Origin of the sequence: Aromatoleum evansii (assembly GCF_012910805.1) — a bacterium.
GTDB lineage: Bacteria > Pseudomonadota > Gammaproteobacteria > Burkholderiales > Rhodocyclaceae > Aromatoleum > Aromatoleum evansii.
In genome coordinates, this window is sequence record NZ_WTVK01000039.1 from 36,083 (window position 1) to 55,090 (window position 19,008).

Below are 19,008 nucleotides of genomic sequence, written 5' to 3' on the forward strand. Positions count from 1 at the left end.
CCAATCTCCAGGCGGCACGGTCTAAATCACCGCATCTTGTTCAGTGCGTCTTGGCCAGACTCACCCACTTGGATGCCCAGCTCAACCGCTTTGTTCGAGGTGGCTACCACCTTGGCCTTGCGCATGTCGTCAAAGGTATTCACCCCGGTGACGATGGCGCAAACCTCGCCGGTCTTGTTGCAGGTTTCCACATTGATATAACCGCAACCGAGAATCCCCTTGGGGGCCTTCATTACCAGTAGCGGCCGCGCCAGATCGAATTGCAGCAGCTCCAGGTGCTCTTGAATGGCTCCAGCGTCCATAGTCATTTCCTTTACAGAGAGGGTTGAGAAAATCAGTTCTTACGCTTGCTGTTCTGGATCATTTCGTTAATGGCGTCATTGGCGATGGTAGCCTTGAAGGTATCAACAAAATGCTCGATATATTCCGGGTGTTTCTTGTCCATTTTCGATATGTCGATATTGATGCAGATGAATCCGATCAAGCCGTACACATCGTGAAAAATCGGGATCGTGGTGGACTTCACCGCGCGTCCGTCTTTCAGGGTGAGGTCGTAGCTCACAAACGAAGCACCACGCCCCTGGCCCTGCCCTTCGCCATAGCTGTAGTTCTTGATGAGCTGGATACCGAAGTTGGTATTCGTGTCGCCCAGCCTGCGGCCGGAAATGGGGTTCTGCACAGCCACAATCGAGCGCAGCGGGTTGCGCGTGTCGTGCAAGACGATCTCTACCGGCGTGCCCGCGAACGTCTGGCCAATGCCGTTCACGATGTCCGCATAGGACTGGAAGATGCGATCCTTCTCCCGATCCACCTCCGACAGCGCCACATAGTCGGGCTGCTGGGTCAGCATGAGGTACTTGGCCTTGGTCGGCCCGTCCAGCAACAGGGTGACGTTGTTGGAGTTGCCCAGGTAGATCAAATCCGCCACGGCGCGCGGCGAGGGATGCTGAGAGAGGTAGTTGACCGCCTTCACGAACAATTCCCGATCCAGGTATAGCGCCCCGGTGTCATCGGCGCGGATCGGGTAGAAGTCGTCGTAGGCGGCCAGTGCTTTACCGGGCAGAACCCTAAGATCAGGGGAAGGCGGGGCACGAAAGCCCAGCACATAAATGCTGATGGCTGCGATCAGTACGCCCGGCACAAAAACCGAAGCCAGACGTTTCCAGTTGATCGTTGAAATAATAGACACGCGCGCCTCTCCCTGAATCCACCGATGAACCTCACATGATATTCGGGTTCTCGGCACCCCGGCAAACAGGGCGAGGCGTCTATGGCGCGGTCACTTTTTCCGTTTCTTCAGGTCGGTCTCGATGAGTCCCGAAATATAGGTGTTGGCAGGTATTTTCAGATCGTCGCACAAGTCCATCATGCGCTCGTGCAGCTCGGGGTCCATCCGCAGGGATACCGTTCGGCGATCGCCATAATTGCGAGTTCTACGGCGTTTAGTTCCCTGCCCATCGGCCGACATCTCGGCGTCCTTTGGGTCGGTCATGGCTTGTTCTTTAGCATAGTCAAAGGTTCATCACACAAGTCTAAGCCGACTTGCCTACTGGCGAAAGGCAGAACCAGCCGCCAACTTTCGCGCGCGAAAGTTGGTTAAGGCCAGCGCGCGTAAGTTGACATTTTATAGGGATTACCGTTGAACGTCACCGTTTCGCTGCGGCGACACCGGGCGTTCTCCCGCCTTGTCGGCCGTGATTGCCGTGGCCCGTTCGTGTTGCCGGAGCGTTTCCACCGCACTGGTCTTGTCTTGCTTCGCCGCCACCGCCTTGGCCGCCACCGCCTTGTCGTTGGTGTAGATGCGCAGCTCATGCGAGGCGCGCGTGGCCCCGACATAGAAGCTCCGATCCCCGAAGACCTTGGCCATGTTCTCCAGCGCCCGCTCCTGCTTCTTCTCGCTCTCGGTCTGAGGCGCTCGGATGTGGAAGATGGCCCGGTGCTGAGTCGCGCCCTGGGAGGCGTGAACCGTCTGCGCGTAGGCATGATCCCAATGCTTGTTGCGAGAGAGATCCACTTGGTGCAGTGACACATCCTTGCCTTGCTTCAGCTCCAGCGTCACCTTGTCCCCAGCCACAGCCGTGACGCGCGCCACCTCGCCGTTTTTGAACTCGCCTTCGTTTCGGGTGATACGGATCAGGTCGCCCTTGGCCAGCTCGCGGGTGTCGCGGTCGTACACCTCGATTTTGTTGTGCTTCTTCGGCTGCCATGCGATCACAGAGCCGTCTTCCTTCTGGAGCACCACAGTGCCATTGGGGGCATCCACGGCCGACACGCGCATGTATTCGCCCTTCTTGGCGTCGATCTGCTGGTAGTCCCGCCCGAAGCGCACCACGTCGCCGGCCTTGTAGTATTGCGCCTCCTTCTGCATGGCCCGCGTCCACCCCTTCGAGGTGTAGATTTCGCGCGTATCCTCGGAGCGCGACAGTTCGCCCTGCTCCTTCAGTCCCTCGCGCACGCCGGCATTGATGGCCCGCCTGTCTTCGTTATAGGCGGTAATGACGATGGTGCGCTCACGCTCTGCCTTGTCGAGCTTCAAGATGTCCTGCACTACGGCCGCCACCAGGCGGCCCTTGTCCTCCTCGGACTTCTCGGGAATTTCCCGGATCATTCCAGCCTTGTCCATGTACTCGAAGGCCCGCGCGTTGTTGGCCAGCTCCACTTGGGTGAGCCGCTGGCCGTCCCCCAGGTTGTCGCGGCCAGTGATGATGTCCACGGCTTGCTTCAGGTCGGCGGTCTTCTGGCGGTTGATTTCGGTCATGTACGCGGTTTCCATGCCGTCCCGCTGGGCCAGCTCGAAGGGCTTGCCGGCCTCTACACCCTGCAACTGGAGCGTGTCGCCCAGGTACACCACCTTGGCCCCGGCCTTTTCGGCCATGTGGTCGAGCTGGGCCTTCTGGCGCTGCGACAGGAAGGACGATTCATCCACGATCCAGACTTCCGCCTTGCGCTGGAAGTCGGGTGCGTACTGCTTGGCAAACTCGATGTCCTTCTGTAGCTGCCGCTCCTTGATCTGGAACATCGAGACGGTATCAGTAGCAATACCTGTCTCCCTGGCCAGCACCTTGCTGGCCGCCCCGGTCGGAGCCATGCCGCGCACCGTGTAGCCCTGCTCCTGCGCCATTTCGCGCACGCCTTTGAGCATAGTGGTCTTACCCGTCCCGGCAAGGCCCTGCACCGCCACGTAACGATCTTCAGTGGTCAGTACCTTGCTGATGGCCTCCTTCTGGCCTTCGCTGTATTTGAAGCCCTGCCGGCCCTCGGCCTGCGCGATCCGCGCTGCCACCGCTTCCGGCTCCATCATCTTCGGCGTCTGGCCCTTCTGTGCGCGCACTTGGTCGAGTGCCCACATTTCGCTGCCCAGCATCTTCTTGGTCGTGTAGTTGCCGTCAGGCAAGGCCACCAGATCACCATCCTTCTCCAGCTTGTCGAAGGCCCGCTTCACCTCCGATGCCGATACGCGCCCTGCCCCGTGCTCGATGGCCGCCGCCATGAGGTCGTTCTTGGATACCACGGCCTCGCGCTCGATCAGGTGTGCGGCCGCAAAGGACATCGCCTCGCGCCCGGTGAGCTTGTCAGCGCGCACCACACCACCTTGCGCCCGTTGCGCGTCGGCCTTGGCCTGGATGGCGTCGAAGTCGATCCCGATGTCTTTGGCTCGTTCCTTCCAGCTCCCGATCAAGGCTTCATGATCCACGTCCACCTTGCGCGCTCTGGTCTTCAGCGTGGCGTCTTCCTTCTGCTGCGCGCTGGCATCGTCGATGTCCACGCCCTTGGCTTTCAGCGCCGCCTCTATTTCTGCCCGGCGCTGGCTGAAGTGCTCGATCTGCTCGCGGGTGATACCGGCAATCTCGAAGTTGCCTTTCTCGTCGGTGCGGCGAATGTCGTAGCCCAGCGCCTGGAGCCGGTCGGCCAGCTCGGACGTGTAGATGGCCCCGATAACGCGCTGGGCGTTGTAGATTTCTTCATTCGTCAGGGAGCGCCACTGCCCATCCTCCCGCTTGGTGGCGTTCATGATGACGGCGTGCGTATGCGTCTGCGGGTCGAGGTCGCGGCTTGTGTTATGCCGGAACATGGCCACAGTCACGTTGCCGGTCTGTACCGCTTCGGTCTTCCCGTCCACGGTTTGCCGCGTCCTGGCCAGCTCGGTTTCGATGTGGCTGAGTGCCTTCTTGACGGCCGCCTCATGCGCCTCCCGCACGTCCCGCTTGCCGTACACCTCGGCCATGAGAGAAACACTCTTGGGCGCGGAAAACGTCATGTCGGTGCCCGGCCGGTGCTCGCGTTCCTTCTCGCCGGTTTCCTCGTTCTTGACCCACTTGCCCAGCTCTTGGCCATCCACCTTTCCGTTCAACACCTCGAAGAAGGCTTGACGATCAATCTTGCCGGAAAGCCCAAGGTGCTCGGCCCCCTTGCCGAACCACTCGGAATGCTCCAAGCCCTCGTCCTGGGTGTAGTAGTTGTCAGCGGAAAAGTAGTGCAGTGCCTGCCCGGCGCTGCCCACGTTGTTCATGCTAATCATCCCTGTCTTCCTCCCATTGACGGCACGCTGAAAGCCTTGGTGATCGGTGCATAGCACACCCCCACAATCGCCGCGCAGCCCTGTGCCGTAGCCACCAGTTTGACGGCCTGATTGCCCCCAGCCAAGCGCACGCGCACCGCCACCCGCTCGGTGTAGTAGCGCATGTTCTGGCCCATCGCCTTGTCGAACTTTTCAAGCGGTGGCGGCAGCTCAACGCCGGCCACCGTCACGGCTGGGTTGTCCGTTTTGAAGCTGAAACGGTCGCGGTACAGGTGATAGCCCGGTGCGATGATGTACTCCAGCTCCACCACTCGCGCATCCACCCGGCGAGCCGACACCCGGAAGGCTTCATCAGGTTGCAGCAAGTCCGGCTCGGCCTGCACGGAAACGCAAAAAGCCGCCAAGCAGGCGGCCGCGACGGAATGTAGAAATGCCCGTCTCTGAGTTTTCATTCGGTATCCTCCTATAGCGCATCCGCCAGCGGGTTGGGCTTCTTGCCCTGGCCGGCTGATTTCGCATCTGCATCATCTTTCGCGCGCGAAACCTTCTCGGCTGGCTTGATGATTTCGCCGGTTGCCTTGTCGATCACATCGCCATTTTCGTTGCGCATAACCTCCACCGTAGCCGGCGCGTCCATATCGTCGTCATCCAACATGTCGCCTTGCTCCGGCGCGGCCGGCTGCTGAACTTCAGCGGCGGACGGAGCGGGTGCCGGCGCTGCGGCCGCCGTGGTCGGCTTGAAGCTGATCGCAAAGCCGTCGCGCTCGATGAAGCCGTTGGCCTGTTTCTCTGTCGGCACGTAACCATACTTGACGCGGGCAATGGGATAGTCGCCCGGAACCAGCAGATAGCCGGTCATATCGGGCAACGTCAAAATCTCCGATGTCAGCACAAGGTCGCGCATCTGTCGGCGCGCCATCACGCTCACGCCGTCACGCTGCGAGCTGAGGCCGTAGCTCAAGGTTTCATCCTTTTCATCCACCTCGGCCTGTCCCATCAATTCGGCCAACAGCTTCGCCGCAGCTCCATCCGTCACACGCAGCAGCAGCTTCGTTTGGCACCCGGAAATGATCGTCTTGGCCAGATCGTGCCCGTAGATTTCGTAGAGCTGGCTGAAGTCCTGCACGCCCAGCACCATGCACAAACCGTACTTCCGTGTGTTCGTCAGAGCCAGCTTCAGGATGTCGAGTTTTTGGAGTGTCGGCAGCTCGTCAATGCAAAACCAAAGCCGCTCGCGGTGGATCGGCTCCAAGTCAAGCACGGCCTTGATTGCCGTGTCGATCCACAACGACAGAACGGGCTTCAATGCCTCGCGCATCGCTTCCCGTGCTGTGATGAACATCCATGAATCGCCTTCTTCATGTACCCATTTTCGGATGGAGAACGATTCGCCCTCATCTGGCAAAAACCGGAAGGCTTCAAGCTGGTTCTGAACAGTCATCTTGAGTGACATCCCCGTGCGCTCGGTCGTGGGATCAACATAGGTTGCGCCCGCTGTCCCCTGCAACAATGCGTGCATGGCGTCCAGGTTGCTCTTGGCGATAGCGTTGTAGAGGTCGCGGTTCGTGCGGCGGCCCTCGCGCCCCAATACTGCAATCACGTCCTTTAGCACCATCCGGCCCGCAAGCGCCCAAAATGGATCGGACTCGGCCGGATCGGGGATCAGGCCGTTCGCCATGTTGTCGAAGTGGTAGTCCTTGGCGATTTCGTTCCAGATGTTCCAGTTCGGGCTTCTGGAGTCCAGCGGGTTCATCAGGATGTCTTTGCCTTCACGGTAGAACGCCTGGGTGAACTCGCCGGTCGGGTCATACACGATCATCCGCTTGCCACGCGCCCGCACCTGTTTCATGAGTGCGAAAAACTGCTGTGACTTACCCGTACCCTGCGCGCCGGCAAACAGCGTATGCAGCGTCTCTGACTTCACGCGCATGGGCACGCCCGCAATCTCATAAGGGCTTGCCTCGTCGCGGTGTCGGATCAGTCGCGCAAGCTCCTTTCCTTCCACCAGCTTGGCCCCGCGCAGTTGGTTGTCCTGCATCCGTTCACGGCCATAGCCCCACCAGTACAAAGAGATCAGAAACACCACACCGATGGAAGTCAGCAAGCCGAACATGCCGCCGTTGCGCAGCTTTCGCCAAGCATCTTCGGCCATGTCGTCGGTCAGCAAGGCAACCTCGGAAACTTCCATCTTGCGCAGCTCGCCGTTGACGTTCAGCTCCATCTTTCCGGCCGTCATGTAGAGCGCATCCCGCGTGTGCGCCAAGACGTTCCGCTCCAGCGCGTACTTTTCGTCTGCGGTAGTCGCATTCCAGAAGTACGCCGTCGTGACTGCCAGACCGGCCAAGATGGAAATCAGCACAACCGTCCAGATGGCCACCACGAACAGCCTGGCTTGGTGCATCCACAACTCGGCCCCACGGGAGAAGCTACCGGCGCTTCCCTTTTCCTCTCTCTTTGCCATTTCAGCCTCCTTTCACTCGCTTGAGCTTTGCCTTCGCCTTGTTCTGCGCTTCGTACAACTGCTGCACGTCACGCGCCTCAACAATCGCCGCCAGCATGTACTCCGCAGTGAAGACCGAAAGCCACAGTTCATCGGGAATCTCGACCTTTCCGCCACCCTCCCCGCCAGCGCGGATTTCATCGAGAAGGCGGCGCAGCCGCTGCTCGATGTCTTGCACGTTTTCTGCGATCACGCCCTGCACCAGCGTTTGGCGCAAAAACTCGGAAATGCTGATTCCGTGCTCGTTTGCCTTGGTTCGATAGAACCCCGCCGTGTCCTCATCGAGTCGGATGTTGAACCGCTCGGTTGGGCCTTTCCCTGTTCCTTTCGCTCTCGGCATTTTCCTTTACTCCATAAGGGTTTAGGCCATTATAGCATTTTCGGTGTCGCCGCGTTGTCTTTTCGGTGTCGCCACGCTAAAAGGCGCGCCACAGCGCGGCTTTTAGCACCGGCAACCATGTTGCGTGGTGTGTGACCGTTCTTCCGGGGCGCGGGGCTTGCCCTGCGAGCTGGAAGAACGGTGCCGTTCTCTCCCCCAGGCCCTAGTGGAAGAAAACCGCGCATTTGGTAAAATGCAGCCGATCAGGGACGCAGCACGTCCCGCCAGATCAGGCAGGTTTTCCACTAGAACCCACAACGCGAGGTAAGAGCCATGAGTAGTGAAACGACGAATCCGAAGTCAGGCCGCAAGGCCAAGACGCTGGATGAAGAAATCGCAGCACAACGCGAGAAGCTGCGGAAGCTGGAGGAACGACAGCGAGAGCAGCAGCGCAAGGAACGCGAGCGCAACCAGAAGGCAGTGATGGAACTCATCAAGACGGAACGGCTTGATGCGGTTCCATCTGATCTTTGGCGCGAAGCGATGCCAAAGATCAAGGCCCTTCTGGTAGTCGATGCAGCGAAACCGGCAGAGCCGGTGAAGCCTGTTCAGACTGCGCCTGAAGTAGCAGCGACGGCCGAGGCCAGCCAGTGAGCGTTTTCCACAAATCCACAGGCCCCGGTGCCCTCGACCGGGGATACCCAAATATCCCAAAGGGAGAGGGTCGCGCCCGGTTTTCCACAAGAGACTTCTTGTGGAAAACCGGAAAAGCGCGAGGGCCTGTGGGGCTTGTGGGAAACGCGGCGGTTGCAGGAGAGACGGCCCGGAGTCCAGAGGCGCGCCTTTGGTCGGCTCCCCTCACGGGGAGACGAAACGGGTGGGGTTGGTTTTTGACTCACCTAGGGGCAGAAGGCTGCAAGCAGCGGACGAGCGTTTTCCACAAATCCACAGGCCCCGTAGCCGTTGCCCGCGATACCTCAATATCGCAAGAGGCAACGGTCGCGCCCGCTTTTCCACAAGAAACCTCTTGTGGGAAAGCGGATCAGCGCGAGGGCCTGTGGAGCTTGTGGGAAACGCGGCGGTTGATAGTGGCACGGTCTAGCGCCCGGAGGGCGCAAGCGAAAGGGATGTGCAAGGCTGCGCAGCAGTCCCCGCAACGCGGGGATGAGCGCGAATGCGCGAACCTGGAGCAGCCCGGTCGGCCCGCAAAGCGGGACGATTCGCCCAACAACGGACGGTGAAGACGATGGAGCAAAGCATCGGGAGCCAGGAGCTATACCAGCACCTGAAGACCCACGGACGCGCGGAAATTGACGGCTGGGCGATTAACGCGGACGGTGCGGAAATTTGGCTCACGAACCCCTACGGCATCGACGTGGGGTTCTACGCCAACAACGCGGAAGGATGCGCCGGCATCCTGGAGCGCATTTCAACTGACGATCACGAAAGGGAATGGGGCACGCTGTAGTGCTGCCATTCAGAATTCAAGGCAACCGACACACGCCACGGAACGGGCGCGGTTGCGTGACAAGGAAAGGCGAAGGTGACGGACGAAGGAAGTCGCCCTCGCCTTTCGCACTTTCCGGCCCTGCGTGACGCGGCACAAGCGCGGAACGAAACAGCAGGACGGAAAGCGGGAGAAGGCGCAAGGCGAACCGCTGCGAAGCAAGGGAAGCCGTATTGCGCCTCCCCGACTTTCGCGTGCGAAAGTTGTACAAAACCGGCAGCGGAGCGGACGGGCCGGGACGGCCGCCGAATGGCGGCAGCGGGAACCGCGACGGCCCGGCGACACGAAGCAGAATGGCAACGGTAGCAGCCTACGGGGCGAGAAGTGGAAAGCCTAGAAGCGATAGCGAATAGGCGATCACCAACTGCGAGCCAGGCCGCGCATTGCGTGGCCTGCGTCTTTCGCGGCGATCCAGATCAAAAGCCGCGAGAAAGGCATACGGCAAGGATGGTGGTCGGCCGAAGGCTGGCCACCATCGAGCCAGTGCAAGCGGAGAGGTTGCCGGCCTGAGTTCAGGCGAAGCTGGAACGAAAGACCGGCAAGGAAGCGGAGCGGGAAAACCGGATTGGCACGGTTGGGCCGAAGGGCCAGCCGTGTCAATCCGGCGCTTTTTTGGGAAAGTGCCGCGCAAGGAACTTGCGCATGGTTTTCTCGGTAACGCCAAAGTATTTGGCGAGCTTCGGCGTCGTCAAACCGAGGGCGTGCAGCTCCCCTACTTTATCGCGTTGAGGGTCGAGCTTGAGGCGGCCGGTGCTGCCTTTGCGCCGGCCGCCGATGCGGCCCTCAAGGCGAGCACGCTGCAAGCCTTCACGGGTGCGCGCACGGGTGAATTCCACCTCGATCATGGAGGCCATAGCGAAAGCGGCGGCCTGAATTTGAGCATTCAGGCTACCGTCCATGACGGTGCCGTTCTTCGTGATGATGATGGTGACGCCGCGCTCGGCGGCAGTCTCCAGAATCGAAAAGACTTGTCCGGGCGACCCGCCCAAGCGGGTGAATTCGGAAGTTAAAAGCAAGTCACCACGCTGGGCCTGCTCCGTTAGGAGCGAGCCCAGCGCGCGTTCCCGCCAGGGAACAGAGCGACTTGCCGTTTCTTCAACGACAACGAGCGGGGCGTAGCCGCGCGAGTTGGCGAAATCCAGCAGGCCAAGCCGCTGGTTCGCCACGTCTTGCGAGTCGCGGGAGACTCGCAAGTAAGCGAAGTAACGAGGCACGGCCGATTCACGCGGAGAACATGAGTTTGTACGCGAGAGGGAAAGCGGCCAGGACGCCCACAATCGGGCACAGGCGGCGGCAGAATGCCGCGCCGGTCTTGGACTGGATGCTGCGAGCGAGAGCGAAGCCTAGCAGCCAGCCAAGGCCCCAGCCGGCGACAAGCACCAGGAGCGCAAAGAAGGTGTTGCGGCTGAAATAGTCGAGGGATGCGGACATCACTCGGTCGGCGGTTTTGTCATCCATGAAGGGCTCCGATCAGTAGACGCAAACGGAGCTGGCCAGCAGGTCAGCGAGTTTGCGGGCTTTGGTGGTCTTGGGCATGGATTGGCCAAAGTCGGTGATCGCGTCCACCAGGACGCGGCACTCGGCTTTGGTCAGTCGCACGCAGGGAATGGGATAGGTAGCGCCATTGCGGAATCGACTGGCCAGCGCCGGCACGGCGCGCAGCCGGCGATTCGCGCAATGCACGGCATCGAGCACGTCGGCCACGGCCACCATGTCGCCGGCTTTGCCGGTGAACATGTGGTCGGCTTGGGCGTGGTCGCCGTCCGAAGTCAGCAGCGCGAAGATGTCGAGCGCCATGATGGGGCAGCGCGTCAGCGGGCGCGCGGAGCGCGCAGCGCGGTGGCCATCAATGGCTCCACAAAGCGCAGCAATGCGCTTTGCTCGTCCACGGTGAAACCGATGGTCAGGCTGTGCTCGATCAGCTCCAGTGCGGCCTCCTTGTACTCGATGGGGAGAGCACTGAGCATGGCCAGACTGAAAAGGTAGTCCGGGTGCGCGGCTGAAGCGGCGCACTGGAGCAGGATCAGCGCGGCCTCGTTAGACGGGTTTTTTTCGATCAGGTGAAGGGTTGCCCTCACCGGCTCGGGAAAGTCGCTCAAAACGGCTGTATTCGCGCCGTAGATCGGGCGATGCTCGCTCATAAGGGCCTCACGGTAGTTATTTGTCCAGAAAGGGCGAATTTTACCGGATTCGACGGTAATTAAAAGGTACGTTTTAATGCCGCTTTTTCCGGCAGGAAAAACGGTCGTTAAAACTACCGGGCAAAACGCCCCGGAGGGGCGTTTGCCGGGTTTTTCACCCGGCTGGCAGCGGCTACAGCAGGCCGCGTTGAGCGAAGGACACGGACGCCCCGCCGGCGACGACGACGTGATCCAGCACGCGCACGTCCACCAGGGCGAGCGCATCCTTCAGCACTTTGGTCAGGTTCTCATCGGCGCGTGACGGCTCGGGCACCCCGGAGGGGTGGTTGTGCGCGAAGATGACGGCGGCGGCGTTCAGGCGCAGCGAGGTCTTCACCACCTCGCGCGGGTACACGCTGGTCTGCGTCAGCGTGCCCCGGAACAGCTCGATGTACTCGATGACGCGGTTCTGTGCGTCCAGGAAGATGGCCGCGAACACTTCATGCTCCAAGCTCCCAAGGCGCAGCGAGAAGAAGGCGCTGGCGTCAGCCGGCGCGGAAATCAGGCCGTTGCGCATCACCTTTTCGTCAAGGATGGCCAAGGCGGCCTCGATGACTTGGCCGGCGCTGGCCAGTTGAAACTGGCCGTTGTCGTCAATGGTGAAAAGGTCGATGTGCGAAGCAGTCATGTCATGGACTCCAGGAAGTGGGCGGGATTGCCTACTTCCTCTGGATCGGTTCGCAGCGCAGCGGTCAAGGGTGAAACGGCCAGCGGCCGCAAGCGCCCGCCAGGGCGCGCAGCCCTTGACGGCGAGAACGAACTGATACCCTTGGAAGTGACAGGCAACCCCCACCCTCTGCACACCACGGACGCCTTTGTGCAGTTGTCTAGCTTTCGCGCGCGAAAGCTCACTTCAGGCCGACAGGCCAGCGCCCGGAGGGCGCAAGCGAAAGGGATGTGCAAGGCTGCGCAGCAGTCCCCGCAACGCGGGGATGAGCGCGAATGCGCGAACCTGGAGCAGCCCGGTCGGCCCGCAACGCGGGGCGATTCGCCCGGCAGGTTTTCAGGGGTTAGAGGAAGCCAGGGAGAGAGAGGAACACGGGGAAGGAGAAGATCCACCCAGCCAGCAGCAGCGACACAAGGAAGGACGCCGGCAGGACGGTGCGCGCAGCGCGCAGGCTTGCCGGCCCAGCCAGCAGGGCAAAGCCCTGCCCTTCCAGCCCGGCGCAGCCGGGCTTGTCGCCGGCCTACCGCTCCACCTGGGGAGCGGTCGCGGCTACGGCCGCCCTGCCCGCCTCCATAGCAGCATCGGCTCGCTTGTCCAGCAGGGCGCACAGGAAGGCGGCATCGTTGGCCACGTCCACCGGGTCACGGGTCAGCGCGGAGCGCAGCGCGTTTTTCATCCAGTGGGAGGCGGCGGGATCGGCTAAAACTTCGTCAATGGTCGGGACATGGGCGCGGGGCATAGTAGGTGCTCCAGTTGCGGCCGCCACCGGGCGGCCGCGCGTTTCAAAAAAGGGCCAGTTGCGGGGGTTCCGCCTCGGCCAGCTCGGTTTTCACGTCCTCCAGCTCAAGCGTCAGCTTGACCAGAATGGACAGGTCATAGGAAATGTGGGCGTCCTTCAGGCGCAGCGCCGTGCGCAGCGCGCCCAGCGGGTTGTTACCGCTGGAAATGCACACGTCGTAAGCGGACAGGGCCGCTAGGCCCTGCTCGCGGTAGCGCGTATATGTGGCGATGTCGCGCTGTAGCTCGGCCTCGTACTGCTCGATTTTCCGGGCCAGGTACTCGGCCCGGTCGGCCGTGGCCTTCGGGACGCGGTGCCCTAGATGGGGATCGAGGCTTTGCCAGTTGGCGCGGATGCCCACCTTCTCGGCCTCGGGGAATTCCGCGATCAGGGCCGCGACAGCGGCCGGATCGACGGCGGCCACCAGTGCGGCGGCCTGCTCCTGTATAGACATCGGCCGCCCTCCCCTAGCCTTCCAAGCGGGTCAGCAGCGGGACAGCGCCGTAATTCCACCAGTCAAAAACCCGGTGCAGCGTGGCGCGCTGTTCTTCCTCGGTCGCGGTGCTGAAAAGGTTGTGCTGCCGGATCACGCGGCCAGCGTGGAAGGCTTGCAGCACCTCCAGCGGGGACGGGGCACCATCGAGGGCGCGCAGCGCCTCGCGCAGCTCGCCGTCTTTCACGAAGCCGGGCGGGAACGGCTGGCCACGGTCGGCGGCTGCGGTCGCGGCCTGCTCGATGTCGTGCAGTGTCCATTGCTTCATGATTCGATCCAGCAGGGCGGCGCGGCCCTCACGGACTCCCGCGCGCAGCGCGGCCGCTTGTTTTTCCAGTTCCTCGGCGCTGGCCAGCTTGGCGGCCAGCTTGTTGCGCTCGTTGCGGATCGGGTCGCCCACTTCCGGCAGCAGGTCAACCCAAGGCATGAATTTCGGTTGCATGGCTCGTACTCCTTGAGAGGCCCCGGCGAAGCCGGGGCGCGTGCGTTGGTGGGTTAGGCGGTCAGGGTGAAAAGGGCGGTATTTACGGCGGTGCCGGATTCCGCGAAGGTATCGGGGGGCAGGCTCTCCCATTCGCCGCCGTGCTGCTCCACCAGCGGGCGGAGCTGGTCATTCTGGCGGGGGCCGTTGGCGCAGATCGCTACCAGCTTGCCGCCCGGCTTCAGGAAGCGCAGCGCGTGGCGGATGTGCTTGATGTCGTCGGCGTTGGCAAAGGGTGGATTCATCAGAATGCGGTCGAACGATCCCCACAGGGTTTCGGGCGTGCATTGCAGGAAGTCACCGATCACCACGGCGCGGCGGTCTGCATCGAGGCGGCCGCCCAAGGCCGCGTTAATCTCCACGGCCACCACTTCGCAGCCCTCGGGCAACTGCTCCAGAATCCGGCCGGTGCCGGCGCTCGGCTCCAGCACGCGCATTCCCGGTTCGATGTCGGCCAGCTCAACCATGCGCGCGGCCAGATCGGCCGGGGTCGGGAAAAGTTGCGGGACGCTCACAACCTGCACGCCAGCCTTGAGCTGGTCGCGCATGGCTTGGAAGTCCTCGGCCATCGCGGCGCGGTTGTCGGCGCTCTCGGTGCTGGCCGGGGCCTGCTCGGCCGTCACCGGGGCCGGGGCCACGGGTTCGCGCTCGAATTTCACCGGCTCGGCGGCCTCGGGCGCGGGCTTGTCCACGCGCTTGGCGTCGGTGATGTAAACCTGCACGATCCGATAGCCGCTATTGGCCAAAAAGGCGGTGCGGTAGCGGTACGCGCCATGCTCGGCCGTGGCTTGCGCGGTGCGGGTGCCCTTGTAGTCGGCGGGCTTGCGCTTATATTCCTCGGCGGTCATTTCGATGAAGCCTTCACCGGGGAAATTCACCAGCGGCGGCAGCTTGGCGGCCTTCTTGACCTTGGCGGCGTCTTCCTCGGTCGGCGCGCGGTAGTCCTTGATTTCCTCAATGCCGCGCACGCGCACATAACGGGCGTTCGTGGTCACGCTGTTGATCTGGCCGCCCTTCTTGTTGACGCGCATCACCACCAGCCATTCACCATCAACCAGGACGCGGCCGCCCGGCTGGATGTCGAAGCCCTCGGCCTTCAGGCCGCCTTGCTCGTCCAGCATGGCGCGCTCGTAGGCAATCCGGTTTTCATAGTGGGCAATCCAGCGGTCACAGTGGGCAACCGTGGCCGGGTAGGTCTTCTTGGCGGCCTCGATCACTTCGGCCAGGGTGCGCGGCGCGTAGAGGTTCGGATGCGAGCCGTTCAAGGCGTCGTAAGCGGTCGGGGTGTGGCTCCAGTCTTCGCGGTCGCCTTCCTTGCGCGGCAAGTGCAGCCAGCACATGCCAGCGATGCGCAGGGCCACGGCCTTTTGCAGCTCGGCGTCTCGCTCGGCCTCGCATTCAAGCCACAGCTTCAGCCACATTTCGGCCTCTTGCTTGCTGCGCTCCTGCTTGCGCTTGTCGGCCTCCAGCCCCTTGATGCGGCGATGACGGACGGCGGGCAGCTCCTTGTATTTCGCATGACGCAGGGCACCGGCTGCGCGCTGCTTCCAGTATTCGGAGGTTTCCCACATCTGCACGGCACGGCGCATCCCGTTTTCCATGCGCTCGGCGTCCTTGCGGGCCTTGCGTTCGCTGTGATGGCCCACAAGGATGGGTTGCCCGAACTCGAACCGCTGCCCGATGGCCTGCACGGCGTTGCGCGCTGCGCTGGCGTCATGGGCGCGCTTGTCGCTGTAGTCCTCGAAGCGGTCGGCGCGCTCCTCGGCGCGCTCAACTAGGCCCGTGTCCTCGTCGCCAATCTCGCCGCACAGCTCCATCAGGAGGTCTTCGCGGGCCGGCGTCCACATGGGGGCCACGAAAAGCTCTTGACGGGGTGCCCACTTGAAGCCGGCCGCCTTCACGCGCTCATAAGTCGCGCTGTCCAGTCGTGAGGACGGATAAAGGCGCAGCTTGTTGTCTTCGGGGGAATAGGTGGCGGTCAGCGTTTGCATGGTCGTTTTCCTTATGCGGAAGGGTTGAAGATGGTCTAAGCGGCTGGGGTCTGGTCTGCTCACCGTCACCCCTGCCGGGGCATCGCCTCATCACTGAAGCAATGCCTACATTCTACCCGTCAAACTATTGACCGTCAATAGTTTGTGAGAGAAAAAAGCCTGATTTTTCGCGGGTTCCGGGCTTGTGTTTCTTCGGGGTTCAGGCAAGCTACCTTGGAGCCTCGGGGCGGGGTTTGGGGGCCGGAACAGGCCCCCAAGGTGTTGCAGTTGCTCTTGCCCCGCAGGGGCACAAGCTCCCCTGCTCCCCGTCGATCACCCACATGGCCAGCGGAGCGCGGGGCCGGCTTTTGCATCCCACCATCTACCTCGTCGCCTCGGCGTCCAGGAGCACGCAGGACGGGCGCGGTCAAGGGAGAAACCGGAGGCCGCACGCGGAGCGCAGCCCGAAGGGCGAGCACCGAACGGGTGAGGATTTCAGGGCGCAGCCCGGCCCTTGACCGGAGAAGCCCGGCCGGAGGGCACCATGACGACGAATAAAGGCGCGAGGTAGTGGTGGGGTGCGGCCCCGCGCGTAGCGGATTCAGCGCACCAGCGCCGGCACACCACGGATCAGATCCACAGCCCGAACTTTCGCGCGCGAAAGTTCCTCGATGCGGCCTTCAGGCCGGGCAAGCGGAGCGCGCAGCGCCGGTAAGGCGCGGAGGCGTCAGGGATTGACGCCCGAAGGGGCGAGACGCCGCAGGCGGCTCGATGCGCAGCACGAAAGCCCGGCCCCGCAGGGGAGACGCCCTAACGACGGCGGGAATCCTGGTGCAACAGGTCATAGACGCCCTGCCCTTCGCTGTGCTGGCAATACTGGCACCAGCGGAGCATCCCCGCAGCCGTGGCCCGCCATTGCGTCAAACCGTGCTTTGCACACGCCGGGCAAAGCCCACGTTTCGGCTTCCGGGAACCGAAGCCCTGGCCAGCTCTCACGCCCACGGCGCGCACCCGGAAAAGGGCCATACCGGGACGGCGTAGCCGTGCCGGCCAAGCCCAGCAGGATGCCGCGCGGCGGGGCGCAGCCCCAAGAGCGCCCGCCCGCGCAGGCGGGCGGTGGTCATCAGCATTGCCAGTTGGCACGGAAGCCGCGCCAGTCGCGGGCCACAAAGCCGGTGGCCGATTCGAGCGCGGCGGCCAGGGCCTCGGCGCGCGCATGGGACGAGTGGCGGCGGATCGCGGCCGCGAACTCGGCCAGGGTCAGGCGGGAACCCCAGCGCACCAAGTAGCCCCATGCGGCGATAGCGTGGCGGATCAGTTCGTTGGTGGCAGTGTCGGTAGCGGTCTTGCTCATGGTCATGTCCTTGGGTTGGATGGTCGAGGGTGAGGCTGACGCGCGGGCCTGCTCGCCCTGGTGCGCGTCAGCCGGGTGCAGCGCCGGCCAGCGGCCGGCGCTCCGATTTAGGCGGCGGCCTCCAGCTCGGGCACGGCGCGGGATTCATCCAGGCGCAAGCGGGATTCGGGAACCGGGAACCACGGGCAATCCCAGTCCAGCAGATAGCGCGCGCCGTTCGCGTACTGGCCGCACGGCGAAGCCGGGCGCTGATAGAAGCCGGTGACACGCAAGGGAAACTCAATGCCTGCCGGGTTCGTGTAAATCACTGGATCGCCGGCTTTGAACCGCAAGGGCTGGCCGTTCTCGGGTGCATAGGGCTTTTGCGCGTCGTGCTGGGCGGTGACTTCCTCGGCCCATTCGTGGTGGCTGCTCATGGTGTCGTCCTTCGTGTAGTGGTGGGAGGGAGGCCCGGCCGCGCGTCCAGCGTGGCCGGGCGGCTCGGGTTAGCCCTTCAGGCGGCGCATTTCCTCGGCCAGCACCCACAAGGCGCGGTTCAGCTTAACGCTCTGGTCGATGCCGTTGACCGGGCGCGTCGTGGTGGTGCGGCCGCTGCGGTTGCGGCCGCGCAGTCCGCCCTTCATCATGTTTTCCTGCACGCGGTTGAAGGTCGTCCACATGTCGTCGCGGCGGTCCTCGAAGCGGCGCGGGGCCAGGATTTGGGATTCAGTCACGGGCACAGCCCCGCTGTCCTGGTCGTCGTACTTCAGGGCCAGTGCAGCGCGGGCAAAGGCGGCCTGCTCGCCCTGGTTGAGCGTGAGCACCTGCATGGCCTCGCGCTGGGCGGTGGCTTCCTCGAAGCTGTCCAGCACCTTCAAAGCGCCTTCGATCACATCGCCCACCACGTCGCCGTTATGGCGCACGCGGATGTCGCTGGTTGTCTCGCCGCATACCATGCCGTTAGAGCACACAAAGCGGAACATGCCGGCCAGCATCTGGTAGCTGCTGGTGCCGTCGTGGCTGTTCAGCAGGATGATTTCATTCGCCTCGCGGCCGGCGATCTGGTCGGCGTGGCGCAGGCGGATCATGTGCTTGGTGTGCTCGCGCTTTTCCTCGTTGCGCACGCGGGTCTGGCAAACCATGAAGGGCTGGAAACCCTCTTTGCGCAGGCCGTTCAGAACGTCAATGGTCGGGATATAGGTGTAACGCGCGGAGCGGCTTTCGTGGGCGGCCTCGGCAAAAATCGAGGGGGCCACGGCGCGGATTTGGTCATCCGACAGGGGCATGTCGGCGCGGATACCGGAAGCATTGCGGAAGCGGCTTGCGAGTTGCATGGTCATTTCTCCAGTGAGTTGATGATGGTCTAGGGATCAAAGGGCCGATAAGCCCGGCCTGCTCGCCGGGCCTGTCGGTTGTTCAGGTCTGCGGCGCGGATTCGCGCAACATCCCTTGAATCTTGGCTTGGAGGTCTTCCAAGCGGGCCACCGCCTCGGCGGTGCCTTCTTCGTTCGGGCAGTAGTCTTTTTTGTCGTCGATGAGGTTTTTCACTGCATATTCCAGATCGAAAAGCTCATCACGGGTAAAGCTGCTGGCCATGATTAGCGGCGGCCTTGACCGGCTTGCTCGGTGCTGTCGTAGTCGCGCATCCAGTCGTCGTGCTCGGCGTTGCCGGGGCCTTGCTGCTGCTGGCCAGCGTCACCGCCTGCACGGTTGCCGCTGGGACGGCCCAGGTACTGCACGCGCTCGGCCTCGAAGTTGAAACCGCCCTTGCGTTCGGCCTGCTTGTACCAGCTACGAATCCGGCCCATCACCGCCACGGTGGAACCCTTCTTCAGAAACTTGGCGTCGTTCTCGGCTTGCTTGCCGTAGGTCGTCACCGGGATGAAGTCGGTTTCTTCGTGCTTCTTGCCGTCGCGGTCGAAATAGACGTTATCCACGGCGACAGTGAAGGTCACGGAAGGCGTGCCGCTGGGCGTGTAGCGCAATTCCACGTCCTTGGTCACGTTGCCCACGATGGTGAAAGTGTTGATGCTGGCCATGATCGAAGCTCCTTTTTTGCTCGGTTGATGGTGGTCTTTGCTGCCTGGTGCAGAACCGTTCTTTGTTCCTACACCATGAGTCATATTGTACCATAAAACTATTGACCGTCAATAGTTTGTGAGAGAAAAAAGCCTGATTTTTCGCGGGTTCCCGGCTTGTGTTTCTTCGGGGTTCAGGCAAGCTACCTTGGAGCCTCGGGGCGGGGTTTGGGGGCCGGAACA

The 19,008-nt window shown here is 62.5% G+C and carries 23 protein-coding genes; 2 read left to right on the forward strand and 21 right to left on the reverse strand.

From position 1 onward, the window contains the following. Positions 1 to 26: 26 nt before the first annotated feature. From GO615_RS18875 to GO615_RS18905, 7 genes are all read right to left on the reverse strand, one after another. On the reverse strand, positions 27 to 302 hold the full coding sequence (locus GO615_RS18875; protein ID WP_009242076.1) for a YunC family protein: 276 nt from the start codon (positions 300 to 302) through the stop codon (positions 27 to 29). A gap of 32 nt (positions 303 to 334) precedes the next feature. After that, a complete protein-coding gene (locus GO615_RS29225; RefSeq protein WP_009242075.1) occupies positions 335 to 1,189 on the reverse strand; it encodes a PAS domain-containing protein in 855 nt (284 codons plus the stop codon). Between the two features lie 90 nt (positions 1,190 to 1,279). Further along, positions 1,280 to 1,492 (reverse strand): hypothetical protein, encoded by a 213-nt coding sequence (locus GO615_RS18885; RefSeq protein ID WP_009242074.1) that lies wholly within the window; start codon positions 1,490 to 1,492, stop codon positions 1,280 to 1,282. 141 nt (positions 1,493 to 1,633) lie between these two features. Further along, on the reverse strand, positions 1,634 to 4,510 hold the full coding sequence (gene mobF, locus GO615_RS18890) for a MobF family relaxase (protein WP_238530183.1): 2,877 nt from the start codon (positions 4,508 to 4,510) through the stop codon (positions 1,634 to 1,636). A gap of 5 nt (positions 4,511 to 4,515) precedes the next feature. After that, positions 4,516 to 4,971 (reverse strand): protein-disulfide reductase DsbD N-terminal domain-containing protein, encoded by a 456-nt coding sequence (locus tag GO615_RS18895; protein WP_169130897.1) that lies wholly within the window; start codon positions 4,969 to 4,971, stop codon positions 4,516 to 4,518. A gap of 11 nt (positions 4,972 to 4,982) precedes the next feature. Further along, complete coding sequence (locus GO615_RS18900; protein WP_009242071.1) at positions 4,983 to 6,980, reverse strand: type IV secretion system DNA-binding domain-containing protein; 1,998 nt, start codon at positions 6,978 to 6,980, stop codon at positions 4,983 to 4,985. 1 nt (position 6,981) lies between these two features. Continuing rightward, a complete protein-coding gene (locus tag GO615_RS18905; RefSeq protein ID WP_169130899.1) occupies positions 6,982 to 7,359 on the reverse strand; it encodes a plasmid mobilization protein in 378 nt (125 codons plus the stop codon). Positions 7,360 to 7,671: 312 nt separating this feature from the next. Here GO615_RS18905 and GO615_RS18910 point away from each other — a divergent pair, with 312 nt between their 5' ends. Together GO615_RS18910 and GO615_RS18915 are read left to right on the forward strand one after the other, a co-directional pair. Continuing rightward, entirely contained in the window at positions 7,672 to 7,992 is a 321-nt protein-coding gene (locus GO615_RS18910) for a hypothetical protein (RefSeq protein ID WP_013723342.1), read from the forward strand. Between the two features lie 592 nt (positions 7,993 to 8,584). Then, positions 8,585 to 8,806 (forward strand): hypothetical protein, encoded by a 222-nt coding sequence (locus tag GO615_RS18915; protein WP_009242067.1) that lies wholly within the window; start codon positions 8,585 to 8,587, stop codon positions 8,804 to 8,806. Between the two features lie 635 nt (positions 8,807 to 9,441). On the opposite strand, the gene GO615_RS18920 is transcribed toward GO615_RS18915, so the two are convergent. The 14 genes from GO615_RS18920 to GO615_RS18985 all read right to left on the reverse strand — a co-directional run bounded on the left by GO615_RS18920 (position 9,442) and on the right by GO615_RS18985 (position 18,786). Next, positions 9,442 to 10,059 (reverse strand): recombinase family protein, encoded by a 618-nt coding sequence (locus GO615_RS18920; RefSeq protein WP_009242066.1) that lies wholly within the window; start codon positions 10,057 to 10,059, stop codon positions 9,442 to 9,444. Between the two features lie 7 nt (positions 10,060 to 10,066). Beyond that, positions 10,067 to 10,303: a hypothetical protein gene (locus tag GO615_RS18925; RefSeq protein ID WP_009242065.1), complete on the reverse strand. Its 237-nt coding sequence runs from the start codon at positions 10,301 to 10,303 to the stop codon at positions 10,067 to 10,069. 12 nt (positions 10,304 to 10,315) lie between these two features. Next, entirely contained in the window at positions 10,316 to 10,642 is a 327-nt protein-coding gene (locus GO615_RS18930) for a ParB N-terminal domain-containing protein (protein ID WP_013723340.1), read from the reverse strand. Positions 10,643 to 10,656: 14 nt separating this feature from the next. Further along, on the reverse strand, positions 10,657 to 10,986 hold the full coding sequence (locus GO615_RS18935) for a hypothetical protein (protein WP_013723339.1): 330 nt from the start codon (positions 10,984 to 10,986) through the stop codon (positions 10,657 to 10,659). A gap of 172 nt (positions 10,987 to 11,158) precedes the next feature. Further along, the gene (radC, locus tag GO615_RS18940; protein WP_013723338.1) at positions 11,159 to 11,653 is read right to left on the reverse strand and encodes a RadC family protein; all 495 of its coding nucleotides are present in this window, start codon (positions 11,651 to 11,653) and stop codon (positions 11,159 to 11,161) included. 559 nt (positions 11,654 to 12,212) lie between these two features. Beyond that, positions 12,213 to 12,431 carry a hypothetical protein gene (locus GO615_RS18945; protein WP_013723337.1) on the reverse strand — a complete coding sequence of 73 codons (219 nt, stop codon included), beginning with the start codon at positions 12,429 to 12,431 and terminating at the stop codon, positions 12,213 to 12,215. Positions 12,432 to 12,474: 43 nt separating this feature from the next. Continuing rightward, on the reverse strand, positions 12,475 to 12,924 hold the full coding sequence (locus GO615_RS18950; protein WP_013723336.1) for a hypothetical protein: 450 nt from the start codon (positions 12,922 to 12,924) through the stop codon (positions 12,475 to 12,477). Positions 12,925 to 12,937: 13 nt separating this feature from the next. After that, positions 12,938 to 13,405, reverse strand: a complete 468-nt coding sequence (kleA, locus tag GO615_RS18955) for a stable inheritance protein KleA (RefSeq protein WP_009242059.1) — start codon at positions 13,403 to 13,405, stop codon at positions 12,938 to 12,940. Positions 13,406 to 13,458: 53 nt separating this feature from the next. Further along, positions 13,459 to 15,435: a DUF3560 domain-containing protein gene (locus GO615_RS18960; RefSeq protein WP_049791400.1), complete on the reverse strand. Its 1,977-nt coding sequence runs from the start codon at positions 15,433 to 15,435 to the stop codon at positions 13,459 to 13,461. A 1,102-nt stretch (positions 15,436 to 16,537) separates the two neighbouring features. Beyond that, a complete protein-coding gene (locus GO615_RS18965; RefSeq protein ID WP_009242149.1) occupies positions 16,538 to 16,768 on the reverse strand; it encodes a hypothetical protein in 231 nt (76 codons plus the stop codon). A gap of 107 nt (positions 16,769 to 16,875) precedes the next feature. Next, a complete protein-coding gene (locus GO615_RS18970) occupies positions 16,876 to 17,184 on the reverse strand; it encodes a hypothetical protein (RefSeq protein ID WP_009242150.1) in 309 nt (102 codons plus the stop codon). 69 nt (positions 17,185 to 17,253) lie between these two features. Next, a complete protein-coding gene (locus GO615_RS18975) occupies positions 17,254 to 18,081 on the reverse strand; it encodes a DUF932 domain-containing protein (RefSeq protein WP_169130901.1) in 828 nt (275 codons plus the stop codon). Between the two features lie 82 nt (positions 18,082 to 18,163). Beyond that, positions 18,164 to 18,343: a hypothetical protein gene (locus GO615_RS18980; RefSeq protein WP_009242152.1), complete on the reverse strand. Its 180-nt coding sequence runs from the start codon at positions 18,341 to 18,343 to the stop codon at positions 18,164 to 18,166. Positions 18,344 to 18,345: 2 nt separating this feature from the next. Further along, positions 18,346 to 18,786, reverse strand: coding sequence for a single-stranded DNA-binding protein (locus GO615_RS18985; protein WP_009242153.1), 441 nt, complete (start codon positions 18,784 to 18,786; stop codon positions 18,346 to 18,348). Positions 18,787 to 19,008 lie beyond the last annotated feature (222 nt).

Bases quoted from the DNA above. Each gene is read 5' to 3' on its own strand.
- radC (WP_013723338.1), bottom strand. From the start codon at position 11,653: ATGACTGCTTCGCACATCGACCTTTTCACCATTGACGACAACGGCCAG.
- GO615_RS18975 (WP_169130901.1), bottom strand. From the start codon at position 18,081: ATGCAACTCGCAAGCCGCTTCCGCAATGCTTCCGGTATCCGCGCCGAC.
- GO615_RS18970 (WP_009242150.1), bottom strand. From the start codon at position 17,184: ATGAGCAGCCACCACGAATGGGCCGAGGAAGTCACCGCCCAGCACGAC.
- GO615_RS18900 (WP_009242071.1), bottom strand. From the start codon at position 6,980: ATGGCAAAGAGAGAGGAAAAGGGAAGCGCCGGTAGCTTCTCCCGTGGG.
- GO615_RS18950 (WP_013723336.1), bottom strand. From the start codon at position 12,924: ATGTCTATACAGGAGCAGGCCGCCGCACTGGTGGCCGCCGTCGATCCG.
- GO615_RS18930 (WP_013723340.1), bottom strand. From the start codon at position 10,642: ATGGCGCTCGACATCTTCGCGCTGCTGACTTCGGACGGCGACCACGCC.
- GO615_RS18985 (WP_009242153.1), bottom strand. From the start codon at position 18,786: ATGGCCAGCATCAACACTTTCACCATCGTGGGCAACGTGACCAAGGAC.
- mobF (WP_238530183.1), bottom strand. From the start codon at position 4,510: ATGAACAACGTGGGCAGCGCCGGGCAGGCACTGCACTACTTTTCCGCT.
- GO615_RS18905 (WP_169130899.1), bottom strand. From the start codon at position 7,359: ATGCCGAGAGCGAAAGGAACAGGGAAAGGCCCAACCGAGCGGTTCAAC.
- GO615_RS18885 (WP_009242074.1), bottom strand. From the start codon at position 1,492: ATGACCGACCCAAAGGACGCCGAGATGTCGGCCGATGGGCAGGGAACT.
- GO615_RS18925 (WP_009242065.1), bottom strand. From the start codon at position 10,303: ATGGATGACAAAACCGCCGACCGAGTGATGTCCGCATCCCTCGACTAT.
- GO615_RS18965 (WP_009242149.1), bottom strand. From the start codon at position 16,768: ATGAGCAAGACCGCTACCGACACTGCCACCAACGAACTGATCCGCCAC.
- GO615_RS18945 (WP_013723337.1), bottom strand. From the start codon at position 12,431: ATGCCCCGCGCCCATGTCCCGACCATTGACGAAGTTTTAGCCGATCCC.
- kleA (WP_009242059.1), bottom strand. From the start codon at position 13,405: ATGCAACCGAAATTCATGCCTTGGGTTGACCTGCTGCCGGAAGTGGGC.
- GO615_RS18910 (WP_013723342.1), top strand. From the start codon at position 7,672: ATGAGTAGTGAAACGACGAATCCGAAGTCAGGCCGCAAGGCCAAGACG.
- GO615_RS18980 (WP_009242152.1), bottom strand. From the start codon at position 18,343: ATGGCCAGCAGCTTTACCCGTGATGAGCTTTTCGATCTGGAATATGCA.
- GO615_RS18960 (WP_049791400.1), bottom strand. From the start codon at position 15,435: ATGCAAACGCTGACCGCCACCTATTCCCCCGAAGACAACAAGCTGCGC.
- GO615_RS18875 (WP_009242076.1), bottom strand. From the start codon at position 302: ATGGACGCTGGAGCCATTCAAGAGCACCTGGAGCTGCTGCAATTCGAT.
- GO615_RS18935 (WP_013723339.1), bottom strand. From the start codon at position 10,986: ATGAGCGAGCATCGCCCGATCTACGGCGCGAATACAGCCGTTTTGAGC.
- GO615_RS18915 (WP_009242067.1), top strand. From the start codon at position 8,585: ATGGAGCAAAGCATCGGGAGCCAGGAGCTATACCAGCACCTGAAGACC.
- GO615_RS18895 (WP_169130897.1), bottom strand. From the start codon at position 4,971: ATGAAAACTCAGAGACGGGCATTTCTACATTCCGTCGCGGCCGCCTGC.